22 protein-coding genes and 2 pseudogenes are annotated in these 25,806 nt (G+C 44.9%); 14 read left to right on the plus strand and 10 right to left on the minus strand.

Going from position 1 to position 25,806, the window contains the following annotated elements:
• Positions 1–45 precede the first annotated feature (45 nt).
• A complete protein-coding gene (gene amyS / locus EDI28_RS15410) occupies positions 46–1,578 on the minus strand; it encodes an alpha-amylase (RefSeq protein ID WP_128784788.1) in 1,533 nt (510 codons plus the stop codon).
• A 902-nt stretch (positions 1,579–2,480) separates the two neighbouring features.
• On the opposite strand from amyS, the gene EDI28_RS15415 reads away from it, so the two are divergent.
• Both EDI28_RS15415 and EDI28_RS15420 read left to right on the plus strand, forming a co-directional pair.
• Positions 2,481–2,864: a DUF2784 domain-containing protein gene (locus tag EDI28_RS15415; RefSeq protein ID WP_128784789.1), complete on the plus strand. Its 384-nt coding sequence runs from the start codon at positions 2,481–2,483 to the stop codon at positions 2,862–2,864.
• Positions 2,861–3,616 (plus strand): alpha/beta hydrolase, encoded by a 756-nt coding sequence (locus EDI28_RS15420; RefSeq protein WP_128784790.1) that lies wholly within the window; start codon positions 2,861–2,863, stop codon positions 3,614–3,616. Before EDI28_RS15415 ends, EDI28_RS15420 begins: the two co-directional genes overlap by 4 nt.
• Here EDI28_RS15420 and EDI28_RS15425 read toward each other — a convergent pair.
• The 6 genes from EDI28_RS15425 to EDI28_RS15450 form a co-directional block, all read right to left on the minus strand.
• The gene (locus EDI28_RS15425) at positions 3,613–4,830 is read right to left on the minus strand and encodes an iron-containing alcohol dehydrogenase (RefSeq protein WP_128784791.1); all 1,218 of its coding nucleotides are present in this window, start codon (positions 4,828–4,830) and stop codon (positions 3,613–3,615) included. The genes EDI28_RS15420 and EDI28_RS15425 overlap by 4 nt on opposite strands.
• 156 nt (positions 4,831–4,986) lie before the next feature.
• Positions 4,987–7,476 carry a phosphoenolpyruvate--protein phosphotransferase gene (gene ptsP, locus EDI28_RS15430; RefSeq protein ID WP_128784792.1) on the minus strand — a complete coding sequence of 830 codons (2,490 nt, stop codon included), beginning with the start codon at positions 7,474–7,476 and terminating at the stop codon, positions 4,987–4,989.
• Positions 7,477–7,490: 14 nt separating this feature from the next.
• Entirely contained in the window at positions 7,491–7,805 is a 315-nt protein-coding gene (locus EDI28_RS15435; RefSeq protein ID WP_128784793.1) for a PTS fructose transporter subunit IIB, read from the minus strand.
• 210 nt (positions 7,806–8,015) lie between these two features.
• Positions 8,016–8,858 (minus strand): helix-turn-helix transcriptional regulator, encoded by an 843-nt coding sequence (locus EDI28_RS15440; protein WP_128784794.1) that lies wholly within the window; start codon positions 8,856–8,858, stop codon positions 8,016–8,018.
• A 116-nt stretch (positions 8,859–8,974) separates the two neighbouring features.
• Positions 8,975–9,283 carry a PTS fructose-like transporter subunit IIB gene (locus tag EDI28_RS15445; RefSeq protein WP_128784795.1) on the minus strand — a complete coding sequence of 103 codons (309 nt, stop codon included), beginning with the start codon at positions 9,281–9,283 and terminating at the stop codon, positions 8,975–8,977.
• A 23-nt stretch (positions 9,284–9,306) separates the two neighbouring features.
• Positions 9,307–10,362, minus strand: a complete 1,056-nt coding sequence (locus EDI28_RS15450; protein WP_128784796.1) for a PTS fructose transporter subunit EIIC — start codon at positions 10,360–10,362, stop codon at positions 9,307–9,309.
• Positions 10,363–10,832: 470 nt separating this feature from the next.
• Here EDI28_RS15450 and EDI28_RS15455 point away from each other — a divergent pair, with 470 nt between their 5' ends.
• From EDI28_RS15455 to cspE, 3 genes are all read left to right on the plus strand, one after another.
• A complete protein-coding gene (locus EDI28_RS15455) occupies positions 10,833–11,381 on the plus strand; it encodes a zf-TFIIB domain-containing protein (protein WP_128784797.1) in 549 nt (182 codons plus the stop codon).
• A gap of 125 nt (positions 11,382–11,506) precedes the next feature.
• Complete coding sequence (locus EDI28_RS15460; RefSeq protein ID WP_128784798.1) at positions 11,507–12,172, plus strand: SDR family NAD(P)-dependent oxidoreductase; 666 nt, start codon at positions 11,507–11,509, stop codon at positions 12,170–12,172.
• A gap of 381 nt (positions 12,173–12,553) precedes the next feature.
• Entirely contained in the window at positions 12,554–12,766 is a 213-nt protein-coding gene (gene cspE, locus EDI28_RS15465; protein ID WP_128784799.1) for a transcription antiterminator/RNA stability regulator CspE, read from the plus strand.
• Positions 12,767–12,824: 58 nt separating this feature from the next.
• On the opposite strand, the gene EDI28_RS15470 is transcribed toward cspE, so the two are convergent.
• The gene (locus tag EDI28_RS15470) at positions 12,825–14,192 is read right to left on the minus strand and encodes an aminotransferase-like domain-containing protein (protein WP_128784800.1); all 1,368 of its coding nucleotides are present in this window, start codon (positions 14,190–14,192) and stop codon (positions 12,825–12,827) included.
• A gap of 184 nt (positions 14,193–14,376) precedes the next feature.
• Here EDI28_RS15470 and EDI28_RS15475 point away from each other — a divergent pair, with 184 nt between their 5' ends.
• Positions 14,377–14,985, plus strand: coding sequence for a LysE family translocator (locus EDI28_RS15475; RefSeq protein ID WP_128784801.1), 609 nt, complete (start codon positions 14,377–14,379; stop codon positions 14,983–14,985).
• Between the two features lie 170 nt (positions 14,986–15,155).
• Here EDI28_RS15475 and EDI28_RS15480 read toward each other — a convergent pair whose 3' ends face one another.
• Entirely contained in the window at positions 15,156–16,091 is a 936-nt protein-coding gene (locus EDI28_RS15480) for a hypothetical protein (RefSeq protein WP_128784802.1), read from the minus strand.
• Positions 16,092–16,145: 54 nt separating this feature from the next.
• Here EDI28_RS15480 and EDI28_RS15485 point away from each other — a divergent pair.
• The 8 genes and pseudogenes from EDI28_RS15485 to EDI28_RS15520 all read left to right on the plus strand — a co-directional run.
• Positions 16,146–16,244, plus strand: a pseudogene (locus tag EDI28_RS15485) (sugar dehydrogenase); the annotation flags it as partial.
• A 173-nt stretch (positions 16,245–16,417) separates the two neighbouring features.
• Positions 16,418–17,788, plus strand: a complete 1,371-nt coding sequence (locus EDI28_RS15490; protein ID WP_128784803.1) for a TolC family protein — start codon at positions 16,418–16,420, stop codon at positions 17,786–17,788.
• 5 nt (positions 17,789–17,793) lie between these two features.
• Positions 17,794–18,291, plus strand: a complete 498-nt coding sequence (locus tag EDI28_RS15495) for an efflux RND transporter periplasmic adaptor subunit (RefSeq protein WP_128784804.1) — start codon at positions 17,794–17,796, stop codon at positions 18,289–18,291.
• Positions 18,292–18,306: 15 nt separating this feature from the next.
• Positions 18,307–18,948, plus strand: a pseudogene (locus tag EDI28_RS15500) (efflux RND transporter periplasmic adaptor subunit); the annotation flags it as partial.
• Complete coding sequence (locus EDI28_RS15505) at positions 18,938–22,087, plus strand: efflux RND transporter permease subunit (protein ID WP_128784806.1); 3,150 nt, start codon at positions 18,938–18,940, stop codon at positions 22,085–22,087. The pseudogene EDI28_RS15500 and the gene EDI28_RS15505, both read left to right, overlap by 11 nt.
• A gap of 120 nt (positions 22,088–22,207) precedes the next feature.
• Complete coding sequence (gene tnpA, locus EDI28_RS15510) at positions 22,208–22,639, plus strand: IS200/IS605 family transposase (RefSeq protein WP_128784807.1); 432 nt, start codon at positions 22,208–22,210, stop codon at positions 22,637–22,639.
• A gap of 86 nt (positions 22,640–22,725) precedes the next feature.
• Positions 22,726–23,382: a response regulator transcription factor gene (locus EDI28_RS15515; RefSeq protein ID WP_128784808.1), complete on the plus strand. Its 657-nt coding sequence runs from the start codon at positions 22,726–22,728 to the stop codon at positions 23,380–23,382.
• Entirely contained in the window at positions 23,379–24,668 is a 1,290-nt protein-coding gene (locus EDI28_RS15520) for a sensor histidine kinase (protein WP_128784809.1), read from the plus strand. Before EDI28_RS15515 ends, EDI28_RS15520 begins: the two co-directional genes overlap by 4 nt.
• 54 nt (positions 24,669–24,722) lie before the next feature.
• On the opposite strand, the gene EDI28_RS15525 is transcribed toward EDI28_RS15520, so the two are convergent.
• A complete protein-coding gene (locus EDI28_RS15525) occupies positions 24,723–25,694 on the minus strand; it encodes a DUF2860 domain-containing protein (RefSeq protein ID WP_128784810.1) in 972 nt (323 codons plus the stop codon).
• Positions 25,695–25,806: the final 112 nt, after the last annotated feature.

Below are 25,806 nucleotides of genomic sequence, written 5' to 3' on the forward strand. Positions count from 1 at the left end.
CAGTCACATTGACTGGCTTTTTTATTACTTAATTTCAACCGCTTATTATTGGCTTATCCATACAGATACGGAACCGCCGTTGACCGGGAAATACGCCCAGCCATCGCTGTTGGTCCAGACACTTTCCGTTCTGTTGGATAGGTGATCTTTGAACTCGGTGCTCGGTTTACCAGCGTACATCCATTTGCCGCCACCTGTTGCATCCGTCATGATAACAGCCATCGATTTAGGATGTTCGGCATCACCTTCACGGGTCCAGCCGATGATGTTCGGATCGTCCATATAGCTGTTTTGTTTGCCATACGCATAATTTTTTCTGGCTGTGATGAGTTCCTTTAAGTGTCGTACCGGGACCATATTAATATCGTGTCCCTTATCGGTGTATTGTGCACCGTAGTAATCGGCATAGAATACATTCGGGTAGCCTTCCTCTCTTAGCAGGATGAAGGCGTAGGCCAATGGTTTGAACCACCAGTCAACCGTTGACTCAAGTGCTTGTAGGGGTTGGGTATCATGGTTTTCTACAATCGTGACAGCCTTGACTGGGTTGTCTTTCATCAGGGTGCCATCCATCAGACGTCTCATATCATAGTTACCACCGGCGCGTGATGCCTGATAAAAGTTCATGTGTAACGGTGCATCAAACAGCGATATCGTTCCCTGGGTCTTGGTGATGAAGTTGTGTAGATTGTTGACATCATAGTTCCAGTATTCACCTACGGTGAACAACTCTTTACCCGTTTTTCCTCTGAGATGTTGGATCCATTCCTGTAGATACTGATATTTAATATGCTTAACGGCATCTAGCCTAAAGCCGTCGACACCGGTTGTATTGAGGTACCATTCTCCCCAGTCTTTTAGTTCCTGCTTAACTTCTGGATGGTCCATGTCTAAATCGGCATACATCAGGTAGTCATAATTACCTTTTTCGGAGCTGACGTCCCAATCCCATGCCTTGCCGTCGCCCTTAAATTTGAAAATGGCTTTTTCTTTACCGGCATCATCCCAGTCAACGCCGTCAAAGTGATACCACGTCCAATGGAAGCTGGAGTATTTGTCGTTTCTTCCCGGGAAGGTAAAATCTACCCAGGCCTCGATCCATTTATCGCCTAACTCTCTGTTTCTGTCATTCCAGTCGACCTTGACGGTGTCGACCCAAACTTTTTTGTCAGCCCCGCCACGGTGATTAAATACAACATCACCATATATTTGGATATTGTTGTTGTGAGCTTCGTTAATTGCAGCAAGGTATTGTGCTTTGGTTCCGTACTTGGTTCGGACTGTTTTTTTCTGGTCAAACTCTCCAAGATCATACATATCGTAAACCCCATAGCCTACGTCGGCACTACCGCCTGCGCCCTTGTATGCCGGGGGAAGCCAAAGTGAGGTAACACCATTATCAGCGAGTGCGGGGGCATTGTTTTTGACCTCGTCCCACAAAGTACCGTCATTATTGTTGTACCAATGGAAGTACTGCATCATAGTTCCGTTTTGTGATGCATAGGTGTCATGAATATTAAGCGATAGCAGTAGAGTGATGGATAGGGTGAGGCCGTGTTTTAATTTAAAGCATGTCATGTTCTATACCTTCGTTTTTTATTATTAACGCGCTTTATAAATGATTGTTTTTTTCTTTTATATATAGCTATGGAAAATACATGACAAAGCAAACATTCTGCGAGGGAATTAAAGGCAAGTTTTTGATCTTAGTACAAATTACAAGTAAATGATGTAGGGCTACAGATTGTGATGCCGGTATAAAATGTAGTCGTTTTTCACCTACAGTGAGCAAGCAGGGATTTGACATCCTGGGATGTTCAAAAAATCAAACAAATAGATCTTGATCACACTTTCAAGCTCGTATATAGTGATTGTGTAATTTAATTACGGAATTGAGTTACATGCTTGGAGTGTCGAGTAAGACCCCTAGGCAGGATTAAATATATTTACAGATAGATCTTGGAGCTTAAAATGAAAAAATTACGTAACTTTATGTCGCTATTCTCAACTCAGCTTAACTACGATCGCAGCCAGTTTGTTGTTAGTGCTAACCGTACGTTACAGCAGTAGTTCCGCTGTAATAATTAATAGCAGTAGATTAATAGCACAAGCTTTATAGCACAAAATTTGTACATTTTTACCACTCTATCATCTCTGGCTGTTTCCAGATGATGGTAAGACGTTAAGTCAGTGAAAACTTGATTCAGTAGATGCCCAGTATTGAAGTAGGGTATTTATGATCAAGGTTTTCATCGGCTCGACGAAAAAACAGTTTTTCCTTCCCCTTTTTATTGATATGTCTCTTTATTCTTTCATCATTGCCTTTATCAGGTTTGAAAAATTATCCCCAACTTCTGTTGATAACGCCCGTGGAGCCATGTGTTTCGGGTCGGTATAACTTTCAAAACTTAACCTGTGTGTGAATAACAGCTATTCCTTTAATGGGCTATGTTTGACCAAAGGAAAGAGGTTAATTGCTTATGGTTTATCGGATACTGGCTGATCTAGTCGTTATATTTCATCTCATTTTTATTATCTTTGCTGTCCTCGGTGGCTTGCTGGTTCTATGGCGAGGTTTCTTGGTATTTATTCATGTGCCTTCCGCAATATGGGTTGCAGTGATCAGCTTCAAGGGATGGATCTGTCCGCTGACGCCATTGGAAAATCAATTGAGGCAAGCGGCGGGTGGCGAGGGTTATTCGGGGGGCTTTGTCGAATACTATCTCATCCCAGTTATCTACCCGATAGGGTTACGTATCGATGTTCAGGTTGTACTGGGTATTGTGGCGGTAGCGATCAATATTGGTATCTATATGCTCGTCTATTATTGGTATAGGATCCGGCGAGGCAGGTGGCGGGAATGAAAAGTATACTGATAACCGTCGTGGTGCTCTATGCACTTTTTTCTCTTACTTTTTGCTCCCTGCAACGAAAATTCTTGTACTTTCCCCAGTCTGCTAGTGACGTATACGGCGAGATGAATATCAGTTTTGTTGTTGATGACATGAGATTAAATGGCTGGATGCTAAATAAGGGGCAACCCAAAGCACTCATCTATTACGGCGGCAATGCCGAAAGTGTTGAAGCTAATATTCCTTTGTTCGAGGCTGTGCTCTCTCGATACACTGTTTATCTCATCCCTTATCGTGGCTATGGTAATAACGCAGGTACGCCTGCCGAGCAGGTTTTATATAGCGATGCAGTTCAAATCTATACGATGATAAAAGACCAGCATGATTCAGTATCGTTGATGGGAAGAAGCCTCGGCTCTGGTATCGCCACTTATGTAGCGGCTAACCGGCAAGTGGACAAGCTGATCTTGGTAACACCATTCGATAGCATAGAAAATGTGGCAAAGGATATTTACTGGATGTTTCCGGTCTCCTTGTTAATAAAAGACAAGTTCCGTTCATCAGAGCGGGTGAAAGATATCACGGCCCAAACCTATATATTTATTGCTGAAAAGGATCGTGTGATCCCGCGAGCTAGAACCGACCAGCTAATCGCTCAGTTTACCGATCAGCTGGTGGAGGTGATTGTTGTTACCGGTGCCGGTCACAATACGATATCTCAGTCTTCTGATTATGTATCAGGACTAAAACGAGCACTGGATTAGCTTTCCACACATTTCGGCGTGACAGGTTCCGGTGTAGCCTCTTTCTGAGTAGCAATAAGAAACTGTTCTAGCAATCTCTCGCACTGGCGCTGGCTCAAGTAACCAGGAACTGGGTAGGTACCATGAGCTTCAGCCAGGGCTCGTTTGGCAATCAATGGAATATCTTCAGCCTTTAATTCAGGGAAGCTGTCTGGCATGTTTAGCTTATTATTGAGGCTAACTACTTCATCGATAAATTCATTTCCGTTGCTGAGGCCGATAAGGGTGGCAAGCTCTTTCATGCGTTGCTTACAGTATGGATGCAAGAAACGCAGCACCTCAGGTAGTAGTATCGCGTTCGCTTGTCCGTGCGGTATATGGTACATCCCACCGAGTTGATGGGCGATCGCATGGACATAGCCAACGAATGCGCGGGTAAAAGCGCATCCGGCCTCATACGATGCCATGGCCATCTGTTCCCGAGCCTCAATGTCTTGACCGTTTTCATAGGCCTTTGGCAAGAAGGTGAAAATTTTCTCTATCGCCTGCTTGGCATAACTGTCGCTTAGCGGGGTATTGTATGTGCCGATAAATGCTTCGACGGCATGGGTAAGCGCATCCATGCCGGTGGCTGCAGTCATGCCTGGTGGCAGACCTGTCATTAAGTTGGGGTCGATGATGGCAAAATCAGGCAGTAGTACGGGATCTACGATTGCAAATTTTTGCCTTGCCGCCGGATCGGAAATAACGGCGGCAACCGTGGCTTCAGAGCCCGTACCTGCAGTAGTTGGGATAGCAAGAAATGGCGGCAATTTTTTTCTGATCTTCAGCTTACCGGCCATGGTTCGCACTGGTCGGTCTTTGACGACCTTTGCCCCGATAACCTTGGCGCAGTCGATCGGTGATCCTCCGCCAAGGGCGATAATTGAATCGCAGTTATATTGTTTATAAAAATCGGCACCGGTTGCGACAGTAGCAATCGTCGGATCGGGCATTACTTGATTAAAAATGGCGTAGTCTATTTCGTGCGCGTTGAGCGAATCACACAGGGAGGGAAGCATCGCTGCTGAACTGCTCCTGCCAGTCACAATCATGGCTTTCCTTGCCCCAACTAATGACATCAGTTCGCCTGCTCTAGATATGCTGTCTATCCCGGCTTCTACATGAGGGAAGGGGATGGTGACTAATTTATTGAGTTGTTTGTTGACGCCTACCACTGCTTTGTATAAAAACATATCAAAATCCTTTTAAGCATAGGTTTGAATTATAGGGATTAAGCATATGTATGTATTAGACTTGGTTCATATTTATAAGTATTAGCAATCAGTATTGTTGTAAAGCCGTCCCAACGAGGCAGCGGCTTTATAAACGCGTTATCTTGGATAAGGATGTTAGATTGCTAACTCACTCTCCAACATCGCAATGATTTCAGTGTCGTCTTTACTCGCCCTGAGCTGATCGCGGAAGCTTTGGTGGATCAGCTTTCGTGCAAGCGTTGAGAAGATACGCATATGTTGATCGGCGTGAGCCTTGTTCAAGGTCAGCATGATGATAAAGTCGACATCACCTGAGTCAGACTGCCAGTCAATCGGCTGGCTTAGATGGGCAATACTGATGCTGGAACAACGAATGTTCTCCGACTTGGTATGGGGAATGGCAAAGCCATGGCCAAGACCGGTAGAGAATACCTCCTCGCGAGCCCACACATCTTCCTCTAGTTCATAGGCATTATCGGTTCGACCGACCAAACCGAGGTTGCCTACCATAGCTTGAATGGCTTCCTCCTTATTGGCGAAATCGGCGGGCTTTATGATGCATTCAGTAGCCAGCAGGGGCTTGCTTTCCTGATTGGCCGCAGCGTTTTCGAGTAATGTCTGAACGTCGGCAATCGTTGGGCATTGGCAGGCTTGCTCAAACAGTGTTTTGCAATCTTCGCTGTTGAGTTTGCATAGTGTTGCTTTTGTCTCGGTAATTTTTGGTGCACTCATACTAATTTCGTCTAAACCTGCACCAATGAGCAGCGGCAGAACTTTGGCATCGGCACCGAGTTCACCGCATAGGCCGACCCATCGGCCATGCTGGTGGGCCGTTTGAACAACCTGACTTAGCATTCGTAGGAATGCCGGTGCGAGGCTGTTGTATAACTTGGCTACACTAGCATTGTCGCGATCTACTGCGAGCAGGTATTGGGTCATGTCGTTAGAACCGATACTGAAGAAATCAACCTCCTTGCAGAACTGATCGACGATAAAGGCCACGGACGGGATTTCAACCATGATCCCCAGCGGAACCTCGGCGCTAAATGCCAGACTTTCCTGAGCCAGCTGCTCTTTCACGATTTCGAGTTGTTGTTTCACCCAGCGGATCTCTTCAATACTCTGGATCATCGGGATCATAATCTTGGCATTGCCGTGCACAGCAGCCCGTAAAATTGCCCGCAGCTGAGTGTGGAACAGAGCGAGAAACTCGGGATAGATGCGTACCGCACGGTAGCCGAGGAAGGGGTTGTTTTCCTGTGGCAGGTTCAGATAATCAATCGGCTTGTCACCACCAATGTCTATGGTTCTGATGATCACCGGCTTATCGGCTGCTACTTCTAATGCTTCACGGTAATAGCCAAATTGTTCGTCTTCATCCGGTGCTTTGCTGCGCTCCATAAACAGCATCTCGGTACGAAACAAGCCGATACCTTCAGCCCCTTTTTCAAAAGCTGCTGGCGCCTCGAACGAGCAGGCAATATTAGCAGCAATTTCTATCATTTTGCCATCGGCTGTTCGCGCCGGTTGGCTGGCAAAAGTGTGCAGTTCATCGTTAAGTTGCTTGCTTAGAGTGATCGCGCGGTTGAAATACCGACAAACGCCTTCGTTGGGCTGGGTCGCGATAACACCAAGATTGCTATCAAGATAAATCAGGCTATTGATGGCACCGGTACATTGGTTGGCCTCGATACCTGATAATGCGGGGATATTGAACGAACGAGCAAGAATGACGGTGTGCGAGGTGCTACCGGCATGAGTTAAAACTAGGCCTTGGAGCAGATCTTTATCAAGGCCGAGAAATTGACTTGGCGTTAGATCGTTAGCAATGACGATACTTGGCTCGGCTAGGGTGAAGTCAGTATTAACATTCACACTTGGGTATGCTGCTGTGAGTAATTGAGTCGCTACATCACGAATATCCAATACACGCTCGCGCAGGTAGGCGCTTGTCGACTGGTTAAGCTGTTTTGTGATTTTTTCTACCACAGCCAAGATGGCGTTGGCGGTTGAATTGCCCGCTAAATTAGATTTGATACCATCGACAAAAGTGCGGTCGTTAATGATCGATAGATGCGCAGAGATAATCTCTTTTTCATGTCCGCTAGCACTATTCGCCTTTTGTTCTAGCGATGTGCGCACTTGGAAATGAGCTTGTTCAAAGCGGGTGACTTCATCATGCCGGATATCGGTGATAAAAGTGGTGAGGTCGATATCGCGATAGCCAACTAATAGGCCTTTGCCAATTCCTGGTGCTAGCCGTTTACCATGCAGTAGGGTTGGCCGATGACGAAGCAAAGACTGCGGTAAGGTGACAGATTCATCGTCAGCCAGAGTATCTAGGGCTTCGTCGCAACGGGGAAATTCATTATTGATGTAGTCGCTCAGTATCGTGATAGCCTGTTGGCTGTCTTCGCCGTCAAAAGATAGGATAAAGTCATCGTTCATTAAGGTATCAGTCCCGACAAGTGCCAGTACACTTTTGGCGTCTGCTGTGTTGCCGTTACGCAGGTTGGTCAGGTTGATCTGGCTCTGGAATTGGCCGCATACTTTTTCTAGGTGGCTGGCTGGGCGAGCATGGATACCGTTTGGAAGTACACAGCGGAATTGGATCTCGTTTTTCATGGTGACTGCCTTTTTTACTTACGCGCTAACAGCTGCTGACATTGGGATAAAATACGTTTAGGGTGCTGAATAGCATCCTGGACTGATACTTTGAGGCACTTTTGGTTGTCGAACCGTTGGCTGTGTTCGATATTGATATCGGCAGCCATTACCACCACATCGGCACGCTGGACATCTTGCTCGGTCAGACGGTTCTCGATGCCCATGGCACCTTGTGTTTCAACCTTGATGTTAATGCTCAGCCTCTTGGCCGTTTCGGTGAGTTTGTCTGCTGCCATATAGGTATGGGCAATTCCGGTTGGACAGGCGGTAATTGCGACGACTCTCATCGGTGTCTCCTTACATGCAGTATTTATTGTTGATAGTGCCAATATACGAAGTAGCCTTGCTATGCGGTAGAAGAGAAAACAACCCTTTACTAGACATTTGTAACCACGATGAATATGCGTGATGGTGATCACTCTTGAGTTTTTAAGTCATCGCGGCTTGGATCGGCTGGCGACATAGCACAAAACGCGCAATAAATAATGCAAAGAGTTCTAATAGCTCCGGTATTCCGTTGGTGTCTTGCCTGTTTTGCGCTTGAATACTCGACAAAAATAGTTGGCGTCATGGTAGCCACAGCGCTGTGCAACGTCTTCAAGCCTGAAGTTATAACGCTTGAGCATAAACTTAGCGCGTTCAAGCCTAACCCACGAGATGTAATCGGCAAAGCGCATGTGGCCTTCTTGGCGGAACAGGCGTGATAAGTGATTGGGAGAAATGCTAAACCGTTCTGCTACCGTATTACGGTTAATATTGCGATGGAAGTTCTCCTGCACGTAGATACAGATCCCTTTGAACAGGTCTTCGCTTCGCCTACTACTATCATTGGCGGGTTTTTCGATCATTTCTTTGCAATAGCTAAGCAGGGCTAGCAATAAGAATTTATCAACAGGCTGTTTTTGTTCTTCATGCGCCAAGGTGGTCAATGCAGACAGGATATGATCGATGGCGTATCCGGTGCGTTGCGGTACACTATATTTCACTACGTCGTAGAACCCTTCTTCGTTCTCATGTTTGCTGACCAGACTTAAGCCAAGCTGACTTTTACCAAACAATAAGCTAAGTACTGAACACTCATGACTCCAGCTGGGTTTGTTCCATGCATTGGCTGGAATGAATAAAGCGTCGCCGTTTTTTAGGAAAATATTGTCGAGTTTCTGTTGGTGGTTTTCGAGCTGGTTTTCATAGCGCCCGTTGAATACAAGTTCCAGACGGGGGAAGTTAACTTGGTAGCTAGCCTCTGGTGGCGGAGTTGTGTCACCAGCAAACCAAATCTGGCTAAAGGAGTCGCTGTCAGAGATAGCATTGTCGAGTAAGTCGGAGAAGATATTCTTCATTATCGTCTTTTTCTTTTATGAGGTCATTAGGACAGCATCTACATGTTAGTTCATGTTAATTGCGAAGCCGATAGTTCAGCCCCGCAATGTTCACAATAGCGATATTTTATTTAGACTTACGCAAGGTGCGCGGCTATTTTATCCATGATTTGAGGGGCTTTCTTAACGGCATCTGCCACGCCGACACGAACGATTTTCTTACCTTTAAAGCGCTCTTCGTTTTTGATCGCAATATCTTTTGTCAGAATAACGATGTCTGCGTTAGCGACTTCGCTTGCTGTAATTTCGTTTTCAATACCGATAGAGCCCTGAGTTTCAATTTTCACTTCCCAACCTTTGTGTTTTGCTGCGGTTTCCAGTGCTTCTGCTGCCATGTAGGTGTGTGCAACGCCTGATGGGCAAGATGTTACGCCGAGTACTTTCATGTGATGTCTCCCAACAAATTTAATTATTCAAAATCCAACTCAAGGCTGTCTTCTTCAGCATCTTGGTTCTTTTCTTCGCGTTCAGTAATGGGTTTTTTAAGTGCATTTACAATGAGGGCTGTGGTTACGGAGCCTGCAATTGTTGCTAATAGATAAAACAGGCGACCATCGACCACGGGTAGAACAATCAGGCCACCCCAAGGGGCATGGTTAAGAACACCCAGCATAAAGGCGGTAACGTTACCGACAATACCACCAAGTACAATAGCTGGAATGACACGTAGAGGATCGGCAGCTGCGAAAGGAATCGCCCCTTCTGTTATACCGATGCAGCCCATGATGCCTGCAGCCTTACCAGCTTCACGCTCTTCAGGTGTATAGCGTTTAGGTGAAAGTAGGGTTGCCAGGAACATGCCAAGAGGTGGTACGCAAATAGCGACACCGACACCACCCATCAGCCATGGCTGGGTACCAACCTGTGTTTGCGCAAAGAGTGTCGCGACTTTGTTGACTGGACCGCCCATATCGAAGGCTGTCATACCACCGAGAATGGCACCTAGGAAGGCTTTGGATGCGCCAGCCATACCTTGTAGCCAGAGGTTCAGGCTTTCCATCGCCATGGCGATAGGTGATCCAATGACCCAGATAACCAGGCCTGAAACAATAAAGGTACCGCCAATAGGGAGAATGAAATAAGTCGAGATCGCTTTTAGCTTGTTGGACAGCGGAATACGCTTCAGCTGTAGAACAACATAACCTGCAATAAAGCCGACAATGATGGCGCCAAGGAAACCGGCATTGACCTGGTTTGCCAGATAAGCACCAATCATACCCGGTGCCAGTGCTGGGCGATCTGCAATGGAGTAAGCAATATAGCCGCCTAGTACGGGTACAAAAAGAGTAAAGCCAGCGATGCCCATGTCCCAGATACCGGTTAGAAAGGCCCCTTCAGGTTGGGCCCCTTTACCGTTTAGCATGACAGATAAAGCAAGTAATACACCGCCGGCGACAATAAACGGCAACATATGACTGGTCCCCGTCAAGAGGTGTCGCTTTAACTCCAAGATTTTGGTTTTCATTAGAATTCTCCATTTCCATTTATGGTTTTTTTACTTGGTACGAGTACAAACACATTAGGTTGAGATAAGCATTGCGAGTGTTTGCTGTTTTGTTGGCAGTAATTATGTGGCCGAATTTTGTGGGAATATATTGGAGAAATAAGGCATTAGCTGGACATTTGTATCTACCAATAGCAGATGTGATGTATCTCTCATGCTGAGTTTGAGGGGGATCACAGTCTTTGAGATCTCGATATCAATGTAGGCATTTATTTGGCTTCAAAAACTCAGTAGGCAAGGAAATATCTAGTGATGAATTTTGAGGCTAGTAAAAAATGTTGTATTGAGAATGTAATGTTGAATGCAGTGCCGTTTCCACAACACGCTAATGAAAGCGTGATAAAGCGCGCTGAAATATTTGTCAATTTGCTATATAACAGTTTGAAAATATAATGTTTTTATTGTTTTCTTAGGTTAGGGTGTTACTAATAATGAAGTGTACAAGCTGCAAAGTCGGTGTTTTATCTCCAAGTTTTATTGATGATTTATTCCGTGCTCATACTTGCACGCATTGCGGTGGCAACTGGGTTTTAGTTGAAGACTATGTGTCATGGAAAGAAAGTAATCCTGAATTTCAATTCACTGACAATGTTTCTTGTGAAGCAGTTGATACGGAATCGGCATTGCTTTGCCCTCAGTCGGGAAAAATCATGCGCAAATTCCGTATTACATCGGAAAGTGCTCACCGCCTAGACTATAGTGCCAGCGTTGGCGGGGTATGGCTAGACAAGGGTGAATGGGATTTAATGAAGAAGAGCGGCTTAGCTGGCTCATTGAATGCCGTTCTTACTGCTCAATGGCAAAAAAATATTCGAATGAATACTGCCAAGGATAATTTTTCTGATATGTATACTGAAAAATTTGGTCAGGAATCTTATATAAAAGCCAAAGAAATCAGACAGTGGCTGAATGATCATCCGAACAGGGCTGATCTGAGAGCTTACATACTTGCGGATGACCCGTATTCAGCTGAGCGATGAATTGATTTATGTAGTTAGTTGTCAGTAATAATTTAATACTAACCGCATATGTCAGCTTCCGCGTTGTAGTACGCGATTTAGAATATGTATTATCATGGTTTGTCTCTTTTTATTTAAGGTATGACATGATTTTAATTACAGGTGCGAGTAGCGGTTTGGGAGCCGCATTAGCTGAGCTGTATAGCGCTGATGGAACCCCGCTGGTTTTAACTGGGCGTAGTGAGCAGCGTCTTTCCTCTATTGCCGGAAATCTGTCGGGGCAAGTACAGTTCAATCAAGCTGATCTTTGTGATTCCAATAAGGTAGCCGAGTTATTGGAATCGTTGGAGCAGGTGCCTGATACCGTAATCCACTGTGCTGGAAGTGGTTATTTTGGTCCAATTGAAGAGCAAGATCCCTCTGAAATTGATAAGCTGATTCAGAACAATGTAACGTCTACGATTCTCTTGCTTCGCGAGTTGGTTAAGCGTTATCGCAATCATAAAGTTAACGTGGTTGTGGTTATGTCGACGGCGGCACAGCTTGCCAAGGCGGGGGAGTCTACCTATTGCGCGGCGAAATGGGCTGTACGCGGGCTTGTCGAATCTGTCCGTCTTGAACTGAAGGGAAGCCCGATGAAACTTATTGCGGTTTACCCCGGCGGAATGGCGACGGATTTTTGGAAGACCAGTGGCAAAGACCTTGATACGTCGACATTTATGACGGCAGAAGAAACCGCCAGTATGCTAAAGCAAGCCCTGGTTGGTACAGAGTACGGCTTTGTTTCTGATATTACGATTAATCGAAACTAGCTAGCCTATATACACAGTATTGAACTAAAATAAAACTCATCGTTGTGATAATTAGAGTTGTTGTAACGTTTTTGTTTTAAGCTTTTTGCATTAACGTGTTGTTCTCAAAGCGTATTGTTGGTTTTGTGTCTTATTTCAATTGTAAATTATGGGAGTAAGATCAAAATAGCGCTGTACAAAAAGTGAACAGTTGGTATTATCTCGGCCAGTTCCAAAGAGAGTTATTGAATGCAACATCAAGTACAAGTTAAACCTTTAGATACTGATACGCTATCGTATAGTGCCTATGTGTTTCCTTATATTTTTCGTAACATTAGATAATTCAATAGATTAGCACATCGCTTTTTGCGATTTATTCATGAATTTTATAAGGGGCATCATATGTCTAATTCAACTACTGGCATCGTAAAATGGTTCAACGAAGAGAAAGGTTTTGGTTTCATCACGCAAGATAATGGTGGTGCCGATGTTTTTGTTCATTTCCGAGCAATCGCTTCAGAAGGTTTTAAAACGCTAGCTGAAGGCCAAAAAGTTTCTTTTGACGTTGAGCAAGGCCAAAAAGGCCCTCAAGCTGCAAACGTTGTAGCACTATAAGTCTGAAAGTAAAGACAATAAAAGGTCGCCATTGGCGGCCTTTTCTGTTTATTCCCGTTTATCCCTCAGCCCTCAAGTCAATTTCATTCCTGATAATTTCCAGTCCTGTTTTTAGCTGATTCCGGCTGGATGGCCCGGTAAGCGAAATTCGTATCGCAGCTGGAGGCGGATATCGACCAACCGCGAACATCTCGGCCTCACGAACGTGCACACCTTTATCTTGCAGCCGTTGGCTGAAATGGTAGCCGGTTAATGGTTCCGGCAGGGTAATCCAGCAATTGAAGCCAGGGACCACGTTATCATTTTGCTGGGGAAAGTACTGATTTAGTAACCGGTGTCGTGCACTAAGCTCGAAAGCGATTTCATTGTCGACGGCTTCCATTGCGCCGTTGGTTAGCCATCGGCATACCAAGTCAATCATCAACGGGCTGATATGCATGCAGCTTGCCCGCAAGGCTTTCTGCATCCCGCCTCTTAAAGAGAGTGGTACTATGAGGTATCCAACTCGTAGGCCGCCAGCAAAGTATTTGGAGAAGCTCCCGACATAGAGAGTGATATCAGGGGCAATAGCGACAAGCGGGGTCTTTCGATGACTTGGTGGACAATACAGCACATCGTCTTCGATTATCAGTACATGGTTGCGTCGACAAATTTCGATGATTTTTAAACGGCGACTGTCACTGATCTGAGTTCCTGTCGGATTTTGGATTGCTGGCGTCAGATATAACAATCGAGGCTTATGTCGCTTGCAATGAAGCTCTAAATCTTCAGGTATGATCCCCATTTCATCAAACTGCACTGGAACGAGCTTGCGCTCAGTTTGCTGACAGGTATAGATAAATTCCGCGTAACATAACCCTTCAACCAAGATAGTTTCCTTCGGCCGGGTTAAAGATTGAACAATAATAGACAAGCTGTGTTGACCACCATATGTCCAAATAAGACGGCGATTATCGATCTCGCAGTTTAAGCGCTGTGCAAGCCAGCTCTGTAAGGTTTGGTTGTGTCCTTGCAATCCTTCGGCACTGTAATAATCAAGAACGGCTTTTTGCGCTGTCGGTTCATGGGATAAGTCTTGCAGAATAGTTGAGAGATGTTGCTGCTGACTTAATAGCAGCGGTCGGCAAATAGCGAAATCTATCCCTTCTTTGGTGGTGATAGGATGGTAGAAAGTGTCTTGTTCAGCCTGCCGATCTTTGACATAGGTACCGCTGCCCACTTTAGGCTCAATCAATCCGCGACGCTCCAGTTCCTGGTAGGCCCGAGTTATCGTTCCCACGGTTACACCTAATCGATACGATAGAATACGCTGCGGAGGAAGCTTGGTGTTTGCCTCTATTTCGTTGCTTTCGATAGCCTCGGCGAAGGAATCAGCCAGTGCGATGAATTTGGGTCCGAGGCGGCCTGACAGATCGGGAATAAACATTGTCACCTCCACTTGGGGTACATTTAATTATTGATTACAGGATAGATAAGGGCTAATGAGAAAGGAATAAAAGAATTGTCATGGTGACGCATTAACAATACCCACTCGCCAGACTCTATCGTTATCCTGAACATATTCATACTTATGTAGATTGGTATAAGTCTTCAGCGTTAAGGAAAGAGAGATGGATACTGTATGGGAATTGTTGCCTGCTATGAGCTTATTTGCCTTTGTCACCGCAATGACACCGGGGCCGAATAATTTTCTTTTGGCCAGTTCAGGGGCGCAGTTTGGGATTCGCCAGTCGATAAAGCATCTTATCGGGATTCGGATGGGTATCGTTTTCTTGTTGTTATTGTGCGCAGGTGGTGTCGCGATTGCGTTAGAGCAACATCCTACAATGTATCGAGCATTACGCTATCTGGGATTGGGTTATATGCTGTGGTTGGTGGCTAAGCTGATAGTGCTTAATAGCATGGCTAATAATCAAGAGGGAGTGCGTCCTCTGTCTTTCCTGCAGGCAATGATATTTCAGCTTGGCAATATCAAAGCGTGGATGGCATGTTTGGCACTGGTAACAAGCTATAGTTTGCCTGGAAATTACTGGCTGTCCGTGTTTACTATTATCGTTGTCTTTACTGTTTTTGGTTTTTTTGCCAATAGCTGCTGGACTCTACTTGGACGGTGGATAAAGCACTACCTAAACACTCCTGAGAAGCAGCGTGCTTTCAACCTTGGCCTCGGTTTATTGACACTGGTTTCGCTGGTACCTGCATTTACTGCCGGCATATAGATTGATTAATGGTTATTTGAATTAGCGGAAGGTAATTGATCGTTGAGTGGTTGAAAGCAACGGCCCGAAGGGCGCTGTAACCTCTACCTCTCCGCGAAATTCAAAAAAGCCAGCAACTGCTGGTTTTTTTATATCTGTTACTAGTAGAAATAAAGTGCTTAAGATTGTTGTTAATTGAATAATTCAACATCATCAATTTTGTAACTAGTTAGATAACGATTACGAGTGTAGGTTCCATTTGAAAATTCATGCTTTATTTCCAAACCATGATCTACTGTCACCCAATATTTTTCAGTATAGTAAGCTTTGTACAATGGTTGAGAGTTATGGTATGTGGTTTTTTCAATTTCTTTCTTGAATTTACAGGTATTAAAGATTCCTTTGGATGTTTCAATAGGCTCGAAACCAACAAATGTCAAAGTTCCATTTATATCGTTAATTGGTTTATAACTTGGAAATGATTGCTCACTAGATTCCTTTTTAACATGAGAGTTAATGGTTATACTCTCACCGCTTACTAAATTATAAGATCTTTCTAATAGCTCTGGAGTGAAAATAATATCAAAGTAACTATCGTTAGCGGTATTATTATATTTATCACGGACTAAACTGATAGTCCCCGATTGTTGGTTTACTTCAACATGATTTTCAAAAATCAAAGTACCATCTTCGGCGGTGTTACGCTTGACTAGAATAGGTTTTCCTTTATAAAAACCGTCAGTTAAGCTATAGCTTCCACTTGATGTGTAACTGGTGTTAGTATCTTCAATATTGTTCTCGAACTCATGAACCGTATTAACAGTCCATAGGTTAGGGTTGAAGCATTTAAATGAACTTTCTTTTTTGTTAGTTTCCGTCTCCGCTATGTCTTTTCCACCCGCGGGTTCTGTTGATGACCCACCGACACAACCCAAAATTGTCAAACTAAAGATAACAACGGTTAATATTTTCCTGTTAAACATTTCATGACTCTCTATTGTTGGATTAAGGTTCTGAATGAAATTATAAATATAAAAAATCACATCACTAAATAGTTGTTCCTTTATTTGCGTGTTAACTTCCAATTTAAAATTATTGTTTTGTTTGTCATCAATATTTTTAATCATTGAAAGTGTGCGATTGTTAAGTGAGTTAATAAATATTGAATGTGTTTATTTTAGGTTGCCCAAACCATTGCTTTTTTACTTTCGGAGCAATCGCAGTGGGTGACTGGTGCTATCTGGGATGTTGATGGAGGCGTGATGGCGGGGAGGAACTAGTAAAACTCGAACCTCAGCCATGTGGTGTTACTGATATACAACAGGGAGGGTTAGCATTCTCCCTGTTGTTTTGCCTTGGTTACTGCTTCTGCTTGAGAATGTCAGCGAGTTATTCACCCATCATTTACCCCCAGCCCTTTATAAAACCCTTAACGTAATCTCCAGGGATCACAATGAAAGGGTCAACTCACAAAAAAACAGGCGTACTCCTGTCTCTGCTGGTGTTGCTGTCCGGCTGTAGTGCTATTAATTCTCATCAAGTATTTTCTGAACGAAAAAGTGAAGTACCAATTCCGACCTACTGGCAGTCAGCTGATACCTATGTAAACTCGGAATTCTCCAATCAATTACTGGCGTTAGTAGAGCAGGAGTCTGCCGCTCAACTTGTCGAGCAAACATTGGCTGCGAATTATGATTTGCGACGAACGGCTATCCGCCTCGAAGAGGCTAGGTTGCTTCAATATCAGGCGGGTATTAATGACCGTCCAACGGTGAATGCAAAGTTCGAAGGCCAGCGCTCAAAGCAGGGACAAATCACCTCGCAACAAACGCTCTCTCTGGATATGAGCTGGGAGCTTGATGTGTGGGGAAGGTTAGCGGACGCTAACAGCGCAGCCGTAGCTAATAAGCAAGCCAGCGAGCTTGATTACCAATCTGCGAGAAACTCACTGGCTGCAAGAGTCATCCAAGCTTGGCTCGATATTAGCTATCGTGCCAAGATCATTGAGGTTGAAAAGCAGTGGATTGCTAACTTGATCAGCACCGAGGAAATAATCAAAGAACAGGTTATTGACGGAACCAAAGAGCAGGCTGATCTTGATGCGGCCCGGGCAGCAACAGCAAAAGTCCGAGCCACGCTAGAGTCAAGGGTTCACAGTCAGAGCCGGGCATTGAGAAGTCTGAATGTATTGCGAGGTCAAACTGGCACCGACATAGATGGCGTTACGGCAGACTTGCCACAGATATCAGCTCCGCCAATACAACTTTCAGGAGACATGATTGGCTCACGTCCCGACTTGATCGCCGCCTATCAAAGAATTGTTGCGGCAGATAAGAATACGGCGGTGGCCTATAAAGAACTGTTACCGAAATTCATGCTGACAGCATCGATCAGCCGCTCCGGTACGAGTATGAATCAGTTACTGGAAAACTCATCGGTCTGGAACTTGGTTGGCGGGATCACCGCGCCGTTGTTCGACAGGGGAAGGCTGAAAAGTAATGCCGCGATTGCCGAGTTAAAAGCAGAAAGTAGTTACCTTGCCTACCAAAATAGTCTGCTTACTGCGATAACCGAAGTCGAAAATGCCATGGACAATGAAGCCTCTTTGCTCAGACAGCAAGAATATCTGCAGCAAGCGCTTGATTTCTCTCAATCGAGCATGCGCAACTACCAGGTTCGCTATCAGGACGGCGTCAGCGGGATCCTTTCTTTACTCGCAGCCAAGCAGGCTGCCTTTCAGGCACATATTCAATTGCTAGAAACAGAACAAGCACGGTTCTCCAACCGAATTACTTTGGGCCTTGCGGTGGGAATGGGGGTTTAATATAAATGAAAAAAACAAATCTAAACGTGGTACTCGTGAGTTTGCTTGCGGTTGTATCCATTCCACTAACAATGCTTTATACCGACTACGCGATTAGCAACCAGCCGGCGGTTGTGACGCTCAAGGAGCAGCTTCCGCTACCCAGAGTTACCGTTCAGCAAGTTAGTGCTGGTGATCATTCAGGATTGATAGAAGCTTTCGGTGAAGTGAAAGCCACGGAAAACCTGACCCTGCTAAGTCAGGCATCAGGTCAGGTGATATGGAAGTCCGAACAGTTTACGGTAGGCAATAAGGTTAAAAAAGGCGAACTGCTTCTTCGTATCGAAGATTCAAATTACCGGGTAGCGCTGGCAAATGCGAAGAAAGAGCTGGCTAATGCCAACCTCGCTTTGCTGCAGGAGCAAAGAAAGCATAAACGTGCCAAACAAGACTGGAAGCGCTCCGAAATAGGCGAAAAACCAAGCGATCTTGCTTTGAGGAAACCGCAGCTAGAAATTGCATAAACCCAATATAAAGCAGCCAAAGAGCAAGTTGCCTACGCACAGAACAACCTGTCCCATACCCAGATATATGCGCCGTTTGATGCTGTTATCACATCTCGAACAGCGACTCTCGGAACCTATTTGTCTCAAGGAAGTAGCGTAGCCAAGATGCAGTCAATCGACTCGGCAGAAATCAAGGTTGCCCTGTCTGAAAGAGAGTGGCAGCAATTGCCGGAGAGCTTGCATGGGGTGACTGTCACCGTTTGGTCGACTTACAACTCCCAGCAGCACTGGAATGGAAAGGTTGAAAGCCTTGCTCTGGTCGTGGACGAACACAACCGGACGCGCAACTTGACGATTAAGGTTGCCAGGCCACTTGAGCAAGAGGACTCTTTGTTGTTTGGTAGCTTTGTAAAGGTTCAACTGCAAGGCAAGGAACAACAAAACACGTTTAATATTCCTTCTTCATCGGTAACCGCTGATGGTTATATTTGGCTCGAGCAAGATCAAAAGCTGGTAAAGCACAAAGTTTCAACTTTGTTCAACAACGACAAGTATGTGGGTGTGGCACGGGAGAATTTGCCAGAACAGCTGAATTTGGTACGCAAGCCGCTTTCTAACTATGTCGAAGGTATGCAGGTTGCTGCCGTGATGATGGAGAGTTTGTATGCACGGTAATACATCACAGGGTGTTATTGCTTGGTTTGCCCGTAATTCCGTGGCCGCGAACCTGCTGATGATCCTTATTTTGGTAGCAGGGATTAGTTCTCTGCTCAATATTCGAATTGAGGGATTTCCGCAAATACCACCTAACAATGTCACCATCAAGGTCGATTATTCCAGTGGTTCTGCTAAGTCTGCCGAGGAAGGGATTGCCGTTAAAATTGAAGAGTCTCTTCAAGGCGTTGAAGGGATAAAAACAATACAAAGTACTTCAAATGGTGAAGGCGTCACTGTTACCGTCACCAAATCCAGTGGATACGATCTGGATATTCTCTACCGGGATATCAAGACCAAGGTTGACTCGATCAGTACATTACCTAAACGTGCAGAGCGGCCCGTCATCAGCAGGGAGATTGAGCTAGAAGGCGTGATGACGATTAACCTGTTTGGTGATGTAGCTGACAGGGTTTTGCAGGAATATGCTGAAGATTTAAGAGGGAAGCTGTTAAAGAATGCTGAAATACAACGGGTCGATTATATAGGGCGGAAATCGCCGGAGATCTCGATTGAAGTGGACGAGGCTCAACTTCAGGCTCTCGGCCTGTCAATGGAAGAAATTGCAAGCAAGGTGAATGCCGCTTCTGTGACAGATACCGGCGGAGAGTTATTGGGGCCGGATGGAAAGCTAACTATCAAGACGGATCAACAGAGATATGACGCAAAAGAGTTCTCTACTATTGCGATTAAACAGACCGTAGACGGGCAACGAATACGGCTGGCTGATATTGCCACTGTCAAAGATGATTTTGCCAATAAGAACAACCTGACCCGATATAACGGACAAAGCTCTGTTGGCCTTAAGGTCAAGATGTACGGCAAGTCCAACATTACGCGGGTTGCCGAAGCCGTAAAGCGCATTGTTGGCGCTTATCAAGAGACATTGCCTGCTGGTGTACGCGTTGAGCTGTGGAATGACAGAAGTAAGCCAATCAAGGATCGGCTGTCGCTGCTTCTTGATAATAGCGTTCAAGGCATCGCGATGGTCATTGCCTTACTGGCCCTGTTTCTGAATGTACGCGTTGCTTTTTGGGTCGGCGTTGGTCTCCCCGTTATTTTTGCCGGAGCGGTGACATTGATGGGAGACTCGCTGTTTGGTTTGACATTGAATGAGCTGACAACCTTCGGCTTTATCATTGCTTTGGGTATTGTCGTTGATGATGCCGTAGTCATAGGCGAGAGCATTTATGACGAACGGGAAAAATACGGAGCGACCCTGCAAGCGACTATCTCGGGAGCGAATAAGGTTGCTACTCCCACAACGTTTGGGGTGCTGACGACGATGGTGGCATTTCTTGCGATGACGTTAATTGAAGGTGATCTGGGTAAAATATTTGCTCAGTTCGCCTATGCGGCGGCATTTTGCCTGCTGTTTTCATTGATCGAATCAAAACTGATCCTGCCATCGCATCTGGCGCATTTAAAAATGTCGTCCGGTTCGGAAAATCATGGTTTTTTTTCGTTTTGGAATCGGTTGCAGAGCCGCGTCACTACCGGCCTGAAGCGTTTCACATACGATATGTACAAGCCCTTTCTCGGTGTTGTGCTTAGGTACCGATATGCCGCATTGGCAATATTTGTTTCGGTGCTTATTTTTGTGGTCGGCCTGCTATTTTCAGGGAATATTAAATCGGTCTTTTTTCCTGAAATTTCAGCTGATTTTGTTACCGTTGAGCTTGTGTTTGAAGATGATGCCGGTTACGGCTTGGTACAGCGGGAGGCGTTAACCATTGAAAAGCTTTCTGACGAACTGAATCAGCAGCTTGTCGATGAATTCGCGTTATCAAAGGCACCGATTCAACATTTATTGGTCGTTACGTCTGATAACGCTGTTACTATTACGGCTGGGCTGTCAGCTAATAACCAGAGACCTTTTACCGCCAGTGAGCTAGCCGAGCGATGGCAGTTTATGGTACCGCCGCTTGAAGGGGTTGCTCGAGTTAGCTTTCTCGCAGACATGATCACTGACAAAGCGATAAGCATCGAATTAAGAAGCAAAGACAATCAGACTATTGATAGCGCAGGCAAGGCGTTGATAAAAAAGCTTGAGTTATTTAATGGAGTCTCTGGAATAAAGAGTGGGCTAAAGGCGGCTCAGGTGCAGGTTGATTTAGCATTGAAGCCGGAAGGGATGGCTATGGGGCTGACAACTTCAGGGTTGCTTAAACAGGTTAGGCTGGCTTATCAGGGGTATGAAATCCAGCGTCTTCAAAAAGGCGAGAATGAAGTAAAAGTTAAGCTTCAATACCCAGTCAAGAAGCGTCAGAGCTTGGATGATCTTCAATACGCAAGAATTCGTCTCGCTAATGGCAAGGTGGTTCCGCTTAGCACGGTTGCTGACATATCAACCAAGTATGTGGCGACAAGCATAGAGCGCATCAATCAAAGTCGCGTCAATGTGATCACTGCAGATGTGAATAAAGCCCTGATCTCGCCATCAGAGATTATTAATAGCTTAGATGAGGGGCTGTTCAAACAGCTAAAGGCAAACCATCAGGATCTAGAGATAGTGATTTCCGGACAACAACAACAAGAAGCGGAAGTTACCCAATCGTTTAAAGGGGCGTTTATTGTTGCGGCGATAGTGATTTATGCGCTGTTGGCGATTCCGCTCAAATCCTACTTGCAGCCGTTTGTTATTATGTGTGCAATTCCATTTGGTATTGTTGGTGCCTTGTTGGGTCATTGGCTTCATGGCGTACCGATCAGCCTGCTTTCTCTGTTTGGCATACTGGCCTTGTCGGGGGTTGTGGTGAATGACAGCTTGCTACTTATTTCTCAATATAACCGAGAACGAACGATAGGGTTGTCAGTGACCGATGCGTTATTGGCATCGGGAGCCGGCAGAATGCGGGCAATATTACTGACTTCAACCACAACCTATGCCGGCCTGGCTCCTTTGTTGGCTGAAACGTCACCGCAGGCACAGTTTCTGATCCCGGCGGCAATATCGATGGGATATGGGATTCTGTTTGCCACCATCATTACATTAGTTTTGATCCCTGCTATTGTGATGCTGAGTGAAGACTTGGTCAGCCTGACAGGTAGCAAAAAGTCGAATGCAGAGACAAGAAATAGAGTGGATTTAGCGTTATGAAAGAGCAATTAATTAATCATGGGTAAATCCCCGGCTATGCCGGGGAGACTCGCATAGGTTTTACCTTTACCGCGGTAAAGGTACTTTCTGATCTCGACCAAGAGTAAGAAGGAATAACCTATGCGAGATTATAAAAGTTTGTCTCATACGCGATGGGATTGTAAATACCATATTGTATTTATTCCCAAGAAAAGACAGAAAGTGATATTTGGTGCGATTAGAAAGCACCTTGGTGATGTCTTTCATGAGTTAGCACGACGGCAAGGGATAGTTATCGAAGAGGGGCATTTGATGAAAGATCATGTACATATGTGCCTCAGTATCCCACCAAAGTTGGCAGTGTCACATGTGGTTGGCTACATGAAAGGAAAAAGTGCTATATCGATAGCCAGAAATTTTAAAGGGAAACAAAGAAATTTCACTGGTGAATCGTTTTGGGCGAGAGGCTATTTTGTCTCAACTATTGGTCTTGATGAGGAAATGGTACGAGCGTATATCCAAAATCAAGAAGAGCAGGATTGCCACCGTGATCAATTGAAGTTTGGGGTTTGATGCGCCTTGGGCGCTTACTTTAGCCCTTTGAGGGCGTCACTCAATAAGCCTCCGGCTTTGCCGGAGGTCATTTAACTGAAGTTCTATTGATAGAAGATGACAGGGATCTGGCTCTTTCTATCGCTGAGTATTTGCGTTACGAGGGAATCCGTTGTGATCATGCCTTTAATGGTCATACCGGGTTTAATCTGGCGGAGAAAAATAACTACGACGTCATTTTACTTGATCTCATGTTACCAAGAATCGATGGCGTAACGGTATGCCAAAGGCTGCGGACGAATGGTAATGACACGTCCATTTTGATGCTGACGGCCAAAGATACGCTCGATGATAAAGAGGTGGGCTTTGAGGCTGGAACCGATGATTACTTGGTAAAACCGTTCGCGATGAAAGAGCTTGCGATGAGAGTCAAAGCGCTGGCAAAAAGAAAAAGTGGCCAGGTGAAAAAGCTATGTGTCGGTGAGCTTGTTCTGGAGCTGCATACTCGAATGGTAAGGCGCGAGGGGAAAGAGATTAAGCTGACTCCAATCTGTTTGTTGCTGTTGGAAATGTTGATGAGAAAAAGCCCTGCAATAGTCAGTAAAAGAGAGCTCGAAGAAACGTTATGGTCGGAAGATGCACCAGACAGCGATAACTTAAAAGTGCAGATATACCAGTTGAGGCAGAAGATCGATAAGCCTTTTGCAACCAAGCTGATAGAAACTGTCTCTGGCCATGGGTTTAGAATAATAGGTACAAAATGACGCTGGCAAAAAAATTCTCTGTTAGTAATAATCTGACATCCTATTTTTTCGGTATCGCCTTAATCACGGTGATCGTATATACCGAGCTTTTAGTGCAGTATTTTGAAAATGGTATCGAGAGTTCAGCGGAGTTACGCTTATTGACTGAGACCCGCTCGTTTGCCAATGCCTATGAGCAAGATAAAACCGCCCCTCTTCCTTCATCTTATGTGATGACGTTTTATTTTGACGAACTGCCCAAGCTGGTTATGCAGCAATCAGACATACTGAAAGGTGTGGATCTAAACGTTGGTGATTTCTTATTTATTATGGGGGATGAGGTGGTTCCTAAGCTGCTAGAAGATGAGTTTGTTTTGGTGCTTCACCATGGCAAACTGCATGATGGCCGCTCTTTGTATGCTATTGCAAAATATGACTTTAACCTCTTGGCTGATCATGAAACTGAGCGGTGGGATGAGGACTTCCTTTTCATACTGTATATCGGCGTTGGGTATCTTGTGCTGATATTGATGGCACTTTGGTTTTATAGCTACCGGGTAGGGAAAAAGTCCGGTGCGCTTGTTGACTGGGCTGAACAGGTATCGACAGACAACCTGGGCTCAGAGCGACCTGATTTTCAATTTAATGAATACAATCGTGTTGCTACTTGCTTAGAACAATCTTTGAAGCGAAATGCTGCGCTGATGGAGCGAGAGAAAAAGTTCTTATCACATGCCAGCCATGAACTTAGAACACCTATTGCGATTATCCGGGCCAACATGGAAATTTTGGAGAGAATGGACATACCGGAGTTGGCGCTTAGCCCGCTTAGCCGAGTTGAGCGAGCCAATACCAATATGCAGTTAATAACGGAAACACTGCTGTGGTTAGGAAGGAAAAATGATATAGCGCCTGCAGAGTATCAGGTAAATATCACTTACTTACTCAAGCAGCTAATAGATGATCATACCTACCTTATTCAAGGAGAAAGTGTTGAGGTTATTCATGACTATGATGTTGCACCCGTTGAGGTTTTACCGGCAACACCGTTGATGATCATACTCAATAACTTGATTCGGAATGCCTTTCAGTACACACATAAAGGCTGGATCAGAGTGACTTATCAGTGCGGTAGAATAATTGTTGAGAATTATGATACGGACATAGTGAATGACCGAGAGGTCGTTAGTTTTGGCTTGGGCTTAGAGCTAACCCAAAAAGTGTGTAGCAGGCTTCATTGGGAATTAGACATAATTTACAGTGACGGCGGGGTAAAAGCGGCGCTGCAGTTGCCCGTGAGTGGATAAGTACTCGGTTCTGTTAGGTTGGGTTGGCCTGGGTATAAAGCCAACCCATTTAATTTAGAATTTATATGATAAGCCTACGCCTGTGAAGTAGTCGTTAGTATCATAAAAGTTGATGTTTGAAGCCGTGTTTGAATATCCCAGCAGAGCGTTGAAACCCCAGTTGTCCCACCCCATGAATTCGCTGTACTCATAGGAAAGATTAACTCCGTAACTGTTATTCTTTTGGGTGTTGTTGAATATCGGGTTCTTCGCGTCGTATTGGGTATTGGAGTAGTCACCATTAACCGAAAAAGCATGGTCGCCTATCATATGCATGTAAGTCAATGATATGCCGTATCGTTTAAAGGACATAGCTTTACCATCAGCAGAATGATCTTGGTAAGAAATAGAGGGTTCCAAAAATGATGTTGCGCTGATAGGAAAGCCCATAGAAATGCCCGCGTAATACCCGCTGGCATCACGATTGAGCAACTCTTGGTTACTTGTCAGTTGGCTTCCGGATTTTTCGTTATCAATATCTTGGTCGTAGAATGCGAAATCGCCTGATAGACCAGTATCTAGAATGTTTTCATACTGAATTCGATAAGTGTTACCTGAAATATCGGTCTTTTTTCTCGCGGTATTCGTGATATATGGGTCCTCCCAAACTTCACCATTGGCAATCGTGGGTAAGTAGGCAAATGACAGGACAGATTCATTACCAAACTCCATGGCATATCCTAGTTCTACGGCAAACACACCTTCGATAATATCTCCTCGTGCGGAACCGAAATACAACTGGTGGTTATTAGTATCCCCAAAGGTATAACGAAGCTGCCCTAGAGGAGCAAACATAGCCCCGGATTCTGATTCTCCCGCGCTATTCAGTTCTCCATTTTTGGTTTCTTTGTCCATATTGAAGTTGCTTTTTCCGCCGCTAAATCCAGCCAAAAGACTGACTTCACCGCCAAGCCCCGGTTCGCCCAGCTCGGCGAAAGCCGTACCACTTAACGCAATACCCAGTGGCAATAAATATAGGTGTTTCATATTGTTCCTCTTCCATACGTTTAAACACCTATACCTTCAACTAAAACGGGTAAATGAGAAGTGAATTTCGATTAATATTACAGTGTTTTTTTGTCACGTGAATAAGGCTGGC

Source organism: Photobacterium chitinilyticum (assembly GCF_004104355.1).
Classification (GTDB): domain Bacteria; phylum Pseudomonadota; class Gammaproteobacteria; order Enterobacterales; family Vibrionaceae; genus Photobacterium; species Photobacterium chitinilyticum.

Coding starts and splice junctions, on each gene's coding strand:
- tnpA (WP_128784807.1), top strand. CDS start 22,208: ATGCGAGATTATAAAAGTTTGTCTCATACGCGATGGGATTGTAAATAC.
- EDI28_RS15425 (WP_128784791.1), bottom strand. CDS start 4,830: ATGTTTTTATACAAAGCAGTGGTAGGCGTCAACAAACAACTCAATAAA.
- cspE (WP_128784799.1), top strand. CDS start 12,554: ATGTCTAATTCAACTACTGGCATCGTAAAATGGTTCAACGAAGAGAAA.
- EDI28_RS15455 (WP_128784797.1), top strand. CDS start 10,833: ATGAAGTGTACAAGCTGCAAAGTCGGTGTTTTATCTCCAAGTTTTATT.
- EDI28_RS15495 (WP_128784804.1), top strand. CDS start 17,794: ATGAAAAAAACAAATCTAAACGTGGTACTCGTGAGTTTGCTTGCGGTT.
- EDI28_RS15505 (WP_128784806.1), top strand. CDS start 18,938: ATGCACGGTAATACATCACAGGGTGTTATTGCTTGGTTTGCCCGTAAT.
- EDI28_RS15450 (WP_128784796.1), bottom strand. CDS start 10,362: ATGAAAACCAAAATCTTGGAGTTAAAGCGACACCTCTTGACGGGGACC.
- EDI28_RS15420 (WP_128784790.1), top strand. CDS start 2,861: ATGAAAAGTATACTGATAACCGTCGTGGTGCTCTATGCACTTTTTTCT.
- ptsP (WP_128784792.1), bottom strand. CDS start 7,476: ATGAAAAACGAGATCCAATTCCGCTGTGTACTTCCAAACGGTATCCAT.
- EDI28_RS15520 (WP_128784809.1), top strand. CDS start 23,379: ATGACGCTGGCAAAAAAATTCTCTGTTAGTAATAATCTGACATCCTAT.
- EDI28_RS15435 (WP_128784793.1), bottom strand. CDS start 7,805: ATGAGAGTCGTCGCAATTACCGCCTGTCCAACCGGAATTGCCCATACC.
- EDI28_RS15475 (WP_128784801.1), top strand. CDS start 14,377: ATGGATACTGTATGGGAATTGTTGCCTGCTATGAGCTTATTTGCCTTT.
- amyS (WP_128784788.1), bottom strand. CDS start 1,578: ATGACATGCTTTAAATTAAAACACGGCCTCACCCTATCCATCACTCTA.
- EDI28_RS15415 (WP_128784789.1), top strand. CDS start 2,481: ATGGTTTATCGGATACTGGCTGATCTAGTCGTTATATTTCATCTCATT.
- EDI28_RS15460 (WP_128784798.1), top strand. CDS start 11,507: ATGATTTTAATTACAGGTGCGAGTAGCGGTTTGGGAGCCGCATTAGCT.
- EDI28_RS15480 (WP_128784802.1), bottom strand. CDS start 16,091: ATGATTAAAAATATTGATGACAAACAAAACAATAATTTTAAATTGGAA.
- EDI28_RS15525 (WP_128784810.1), bottom strand. CDS start 25,694: ATGAAACACCTATATTTATTGCCACTGGGTATTGCGTTAAGTGGTACG.
- EDI28_RS15445 (WP_128784795.1), bottom strand. CDS start 9,283: ATGAAAGTACTCGGCGTAACATCTTGCCCATCAGGCGTTGCACACACC.
- EDI28_RS15490 (WP_128784803.1), top strand. CDS start 16,418: ATGAAAGGGTCAACTCACAAAAAAACAGGCGTACTCCTGTCTCTGCTG.
- EDI28_RS15440 (WP_128784794.1), bottom strand. CDS start 8,858: ATGAAGAATATCTTCTCCGACTTACTCGACAATGCTATCTCTGACAGC.
- EDI28_RS15470 (WP_128784800.1), bottom strand. CDS start 14,192: ATGTTTATTCCCGATCTGTCAGGCCGCCTCGGACCCAAATTCATCGCA.